Origin of the sequence: Bradyrhizobium sp. UFLA01-814, assembly GCF_046718885.1 — a bacterium.
Classification (GTDB): domain Bacteria; phylum Pseudomonadota; class Alphaproteobacteria; order Rhizobiales; family Xanthobacteraceae; genus Bradyrhizobium; species Bradyrhizobium elkanii.
Map to the genome: position 1 here is coordinate 1 of NZ_JAQOSR010000333.1, position 3219 is coordinate 3219.

The window sequence follows — 3219 nt, forward strand, 5'->3', positions numbered from 1 at the left end:
CTCGGCGGAGATGTGATTAGCCCGGCATCGCGGACGCGGAGATGCCTAACAGACCCTCACACTCTGCTGGACATACGCGTAACCGTTCCACACGTTTCGCGTCTGATAGCAGGAGTTATAGGCCGTCGCGGCTCCGATGGCTGCGCCAGTCGCCAAACCGGCCGCGGCAGCTCCGGGGCCCCAACCGCCTCGATAGTAACCGCCACCGCGGTAATAGCCGCCGCCGGCCCAACGCGCGCGGCCGCCGTGCCAGCCGCCGGCATGCCATCGCGTGCCGCCGCCGTGCCAACCAGGCCGCATGCCTCCGCCGTGGAAGTGAGCCGATCGAGCGCCGGCTCCTCCGCGCCGGGCCTGTGCGTCATAAGGAAGTATCATTGCTGCCGATGCGATGAAGCTGAGAACCAGCAAAGCCTTGGTTGGTCGCATGTCCGGACTCCTTGCAAGGGTGTCCCGATCAATCCCGCTGAACGTGCTTCGTTCCGTTGGTTCAACTGCGTGCCACGCTGGCACGAAATGCATAAGGCGGTGGTTGCAGCAGAGCACGGCAGCAGGCCTCGCAAGCGCGAAGTGGGAACCTCGCCGATTGCCAGCTCGTTTGGCCTGGCGGTGCTTTTCCGGAGTGGCCAATTGACACTGTACTGTGCGAGCAATTCCGCGCCTGAAGGAGGCTTCAAGCATGGCCAGGAAATTCAAGGTCGGCGATCACGTCAGCTGGAATTCCGAGGCCGGCCGCGTCTCGGGCACCATCATCGCGGTTCACACCAGCGATTTCGACTACAAGGGGCACACGCACCGCGCCTCGGAGGCCGATCCGCAATACGAGATCAAGAGCGACAAGACCGATCACGTCGCGGCCCATAAGGGCAGCGCGCTGCATCATGCCTAGCAAAGACGTGGCGCTTCCGTTCTTCACGGTCGGTCATTCCACCCGCAGCCTCGAGGATTTCATCGCTCTCCTCGGCGCGGCCGCGATCGAGCGCATCGTCGACATCCGAACGGTGCCGCGGTCGCGAACCAATCCGCAGTTCAACAAGGATACGCTGCCCAAGCCGCTCAAGGCCGCGGGCATCTCGTATGAGCATCTGGCCGATCTCGGCGGGCTCCGCGGCAAGGCGCGAAGCGTGCCGCCGTCCGTCAATGGGTTCTGGAGCAACGAGAGTTTTCATAACTACGCCGACTATGCGTTGTCGCCGCAGTTTCATGCGGCGCTCCAGCATCTGCGCGACGAAGGGCGCCGGCAACGCTGTGCGATGATGTGCTCGGAAGCGGTGTGGTGGCGCTGCCACCGCCGCATCGTCGCCGACTATCTCATTGCGTCCGGCGAGACCGTCGTCCACATCATGGGGGAGGGGCGCCTCGAGCCCGCCCGCCTCACCGAAGGCGCCGTCGTCCAGGGCGACGGCACGGTGGCCTATCCGGCGACGGGTGAACTGGATTTATGAAAGGGGCGAGGCTTGCGGCTGCACCATCGCGCCGCGCCCACTCACTCCACGCTGCGCTTCCAATAGCCGGTGCCGAGCTTGCCGGTGATCACGGCAATGGCGTCGCGGATCTCGTAGGAGCCGCCGTCGCTGTAGTTCCTCAGTCCTCGCAGAGCATGCAGCGTCCAGCGGCCGTTAGCGAAGCTGACGGTGCCTTCGTGCGGGCGCGCGGCGCGCGAAGGCTCGGCGTGGAATTGATAGGTGCCGTCGGCCATGATCCGCCAGATCCAGCGCGACTGGCCGCGACCATCCGGCACCATGATCTCCCAGGTGCCGACCAGCGCGGGATCGATCGCGCCGGCCGACGTCGTCGATGGCGCAGACAATGCGGCGGCTGCCGGCGCAGCGTTCGCCTGCTTCGCGGCGGCGTCGTCGGCCGGCGGCGCGGCCACGAGATAGATCGCCTTGCGCGACAGCGAGCCGTACACAAACGGCTGCTGCGCGTTGCGCGTCGCCTCCATCACGTCGTCGCGGACGTTGCGGAACATGAAGGTGACCTCGACGCCCGGCGTCTCGATGTTGCGGAGCAGCGCCGCGGCGAACGGGCTGTTGCGGCCGTCGCCGTCGAGCGCAATGGTGCCGTCGCGCGCGGCATAGGCGACCAGCACATTGCCGACCGGCTCGATGCGGCCGAGCCCGCTGCTGGCAGCGGCGCGGGCGGCGAGCGAGCGGCTCATCTTCGCCGCGAACGGATTGTTGCGGCAGGCATCGAGGATGACGAGGCCGAGACTTCCGGTGTTGGAGACCTGCAGCATCACGCTTTGCAGGCTGATCGCTTCATTGGCGGCGTCGGTATCGCGCTTCAGTTCGGCATCGATCGGGATCAGCCAGTTGTCGCCGTTGATCTCCATGCCATGGCCGGCGAAGTACACCGCCGCCATGTCGGCGCCGGCGGCATTGCGCCCGAATGCGATCAGCCCGCGCCGCATCTCGTCGAAGCCTGCATTGGTGATGAGCGTCACGGCAAAGCCGAGGCGCTTCAGCGCGGCGGCGATATCGCCGGCATCATTCGGCGGATTGGACAGCGCCGGCACGCTTTTGTAGGTGCCGTTGCCGATCACCAGCGCCACCCGCTTGCCGTCGGCTGCAGCCGGCGCGGCGAAGCCTGCAAGCGCCGCGGCAACGGCCAGTCCCGAGACAAACGCGCGGCGGTTCATGCTGGCCCCGATCGGAGGTGACGGGTGCAGCGTATCGCAGCCGTCGCGAGGTGGCCACGGAAATGGCAATCAAGCGTAGCCCGGATGAGCTCCGCGATATCCGGGGAAGACCGTTGGTGCGGGCCCCGCATGTCGCTGTGCTCATGCGGGCTACTAGCTGCGCGTGGATCGGGCCGCCTGCTTCGGCGTCCAGACGCCGGCGGGCACCGGCTCGGCCGGCAACAAACTGGCGCCGGCGGCGCCCGCGATCGACATCGTGATCTCGTGGATGTCCTGCACCGACCGCTGCATCGAGAAGCGCGGATAGAGCTCGCGCAAGGTGGTCGCGGCCGCCGCTTGCGCCGCTGAGGGATCGGCCAGCACGGCCTCGACGGCGGCGGCGATGCTCATCGTGTCCTGGCCGAAGCTGAAGCGGGCGAGATGCGGCATCTCCGCGGCCGAGAAGCGGTTGGCGTCGAACACCGGCACGGTGCCGGCGCCGAGCGCGAAGAACACCCGGTCATGCACCGACAGATCGATATTGGGATTGAGCGAGACCGCGGCGAGGTAACTGCCGAGGCCTTCGCGCATCGCATCGAAGG

4 protein-coding genes are annotated in these 3219 nt (G+C 66.8%); 2 read left to right on the forward strand and 2 right to left on the reverse strand.

The features are described 5' to 3' along the window. Positions 1 to 676: 676 nt before the first annotated feature. Positions 677 to 886, forward strand: a complete 210-nt coding sequence (locus PMN64_RS42495) for a DUF2945 domain-containing protein (protein WP_028338922.1) — start codon at positions 677 to 679, stop codon at positions 884 to 886. Further along, positions 879 to 1442, forward strand: a complete 564-nt coding sequence (locus PMN64_RS42500; RefSeq protein ID WP_080686642.1) for a DUF488 family protein — start codon at positions 879 to 881, stop codon at positions 1440 to 1442. Before PMN64_RS42495 ends, PMN64_RS42500 begins: the two co-directional genes overlap by 8 nt. A 41-nt stretch (positions 1443 to 1483) precedes the next feature. Here PMN64_RS42500 and PMN64_RS42505 read toward each other — a convergent pair whose 3' ends face one another. Beyond that, the gene (locus PMN64_RS42505) at positions 1484 to 2638 is read right to left on the reverse strand and encodes a caspase domain-containing protein (protein WP_051447719.1); all 1155 of its coding nucleotides are present in this window, start codon (positions 2636 to 2638) and stop codon (positions 1484 to 1486) included. Positions 2639 to 2791: 153 nt separating this feature from the next. Further along, positions 2792 to 3219, reverse strand: a 428-nt coding sequence (locus PMN64_RS42510; RefSeq protein WP_411785067.1) for a hypothetical protein, incomplete at its 5' end; no start/stop codon positions are given.